1 protein-coding gene and 2 pseudogenes are annotated in these 1,988 nt (G+C 71.4%); all 3 read left to right on the forward strand.

All coding sequences use genetic code 11. The annotated features are described in order from the left end of the window. Window positions 1-345 (forward strand): annotated as a pseudogene (locus EBH09_RS12535) (serine/threonine-protein phosphatase); the annotation flags it as partial. A gap of 119 nt (window positions 346-464) precedes the next feature. Continuing rightward, a complete protein-coding gene (locus tag EBH09_RS12540; RefSeq protein ID WP_121747042.1) occupies window positions 465-1,811 on the forward strand; it encodes a VWA domain-containing protein in 1,347 nt (448 codons plus the stop codon). Between the two features lie 47 nt (window positions 1,812-1,858). Continuing rightward, window positions 1,859-1,988 (forward strand): annotated as a pseudogene (locus EBH09_RS38855) (phosphopeptide-binding protein); the annotation flags it as partial.

The following is a 1,988-nucleotide window of genomic DNA, read 5'->3' on the forward strand; positions in this document are numbered from 1 at the left end:
CAGATGGTCGCGGCCGGCCTGATGAGCGAGGCCGAGGCGTACGCCGACGAGCGCGCCCACGCGATCACCGGCTGGCTCGGCGCCGACGCCTACGAACTGGAGCCGCACACCGCGTCCTTCAAGCCGGACCGCCCGGGCGTGGTCGTGGTCTGCACGGACGGCCTGTGGAACTACGCCGAGTCGGCGGAGGAGATGGCCGAGGCCATGCCCCTCGACGCCGCGGCGCGCCCGCTGCACAGCGCCCGCGTCCTGGTCGGTCACGCCCTGGACGGCGGGGGCCACGACAACGTAACAGTGGCCCTCCTGCCGTTCCCGGCCCCGCCGCAGGGGGCAGGATCGGCCTGAGAGCCACCGCGCGGGTACAGGTACGGGCGCGGGGTGGTCTCGCGGGTCGCAGGGGGCGGCCCGCGCCGGCAGCCAGACACCCCACCACCGTGGGGACGCAGAGGGGGACGCGATCCGGCATGGCCAATTTCTCGAAGTCGAACGTGCCGCAGTTCTCGGTGGACGTCTACCAGAACGAGTACCTGCCCGAGGGCGGCCGCGAGGTCAACGCCATCGTGACGGTCACCGCGACCGGCGGCGGCACGATCGGGAGCGCGGTCGCCGCGCCCCACCTGTACTCGCCGGGCCAGGGTCCGTCCGCGGCCGTGGCCGTGATGGTCGACTGCTCGGGCTCGATGGACTACCCGCCGACCAAGATGCGCAACGCCCGCGACGCGACGTCCGCCGCGATCGACACCCTGCGCGACGGCGTGCACTTCGCGGTGGTCGGCGGCACGCACGTCGCCAAGGAGGTCTACCCGGGCGGCGGCCGGCTCGCGGTCGCCGACGCCACCACCCGGGAGCAGGCCAAGCAGACGCTGCGCAAACTGAGCGCGGGCGGCGGCACCGCCATCGGCACCTGGCTCCGGCTGGCCGACCGGCTGCTGTCCACCGCGGACGTCGCCATCCGGCACGGCATCCTGCTCACCGACGGCCGCAACGAGCACGAGTCGCCGGAAGACCTCAAGGCGGCACTCGACTCCTGCGCCGGGCGGTTCACCTGTGACGCCCGGGGCGTGGGCACCGACTGGGAAGTGAAAGAAGTCACAGGCATCGCCTCCGCCATGCTCGGCACCGCCGACATCGTCGCCGACCCGGCCGGCCTCGCCGCCGACTTCACGCGGATGATGGAGACGGCCATGGGCAAGGAGGTCGCGGACGTCGCCCTGCGTCTGTGGACCCCGGTCGGCACCGCGGTGAAGTTCGTCAAGCAGGTCGCCCCCACGGTCGAGGAGCTGACCGGCCGCCGCACCGAGGCGGGCCCGCGTGCCGGGGACTACCCCACCGGTTCCTGGGGCGACGAGTCCCGTGACTACCACGTCTGCGTGGAGGTACCGGCCGCGAACCTCGGCCAGGAGATGCTGGCCGCCCGCGTCTCCCTGGTCATTCCGGAGCCCGACGGCAGCGTCCAGAACCTCGGCGCGCAGGGACTCGTACGGGCCGTGTGGACGGACGACATGGCCGCCTCCACGTCGATCAACCCGCAAGTGGCCCACTACACCGGGCAGGCCGAACTGGCACAGGTCATCCAACAAGGGCTCGATCTGCGCAAAGCGGGAGACTTCGACGGAGCAACGGCCAAACTGGGCCGTGCGGTTCAGCTCGCCGGAGCCTCCGGAAACTCCGATACCGCGAAACTGCTCGCGAAGGTGGTGGACGTCGTCGACGCGGCGGAAGGTACTGTGCGACTGAAAGCGAAGGTCGAGGAGGCCGACGAGATGACTCTCGAGACTCGGTCGACAAAGACTGTTCGTGTAAAGAAGTGACGCAGGACAACACACTCCACAAGCCCGCAAGAGGGGGAAGCTCCGACATGCCGACCTGCCCGAACGGACACCAGTCGGGTTCCGACGACTGGTGCGAGGTCTGCGGTCACCGCATGGCCGGTGCCGTGCCGCCCCCTCCCCCGCCTCCGCCCCCGGGCGGCGGCTACGGCTTCCCGC

Source organism: Streptomyces sp. E2N166 (genome assembly GCF_003671715.1).
Classification (GTDB): Bacteria; Actinomycetota; Actinomycetes; order Streptomycetales; family Streptomycetaceae; genus Streptomyces; species Streptomyces thinghirensis.